Genomic DNA, 240 nt, shown 5'->3' on the forward strand with positions numbered 1-240 from the left:
CTTCATCGGCAAGCTCCATTCCGCTTTTCAGCTCCTCAGCCACCGTTAAAAAGTCATTATAAATATTTTGCACCATTTGTTCAGCAGACTCGCTTCCGTCCGCTTCTTTAATCGCGGACATTTCCAGGCATTCCTTCATCGTTCCGACCGGAGAGCCCTGTATGGCCAATAGGCGTTCAGCCAAATCATCGATATGCTCTGCCGCTTCTGTGTAAAGCTCTTCGAATTTTTCATGCAGCG

General features: G+C 47.9%; 1 protein-coding gene. It reads right to left on the reverse strand.

What is annotated here, in order from left to right:
• On the reverse strand, nt 1-240 hold a 240-nt coding region (locus tag CH339_RS25960; RefSeq protein ID WP_146610323.1), incomplete at both ends, for a Dps family protein.

Source organism: Rhodobium orientis (genome assembly GCF_003258835.1).
Lineage (GTDB): Bacteria > Pseudomonadota > Alphaproteobacteria > Rhizobiales > Rhodobiaceae > Rhodobium > Rhodobium orientis.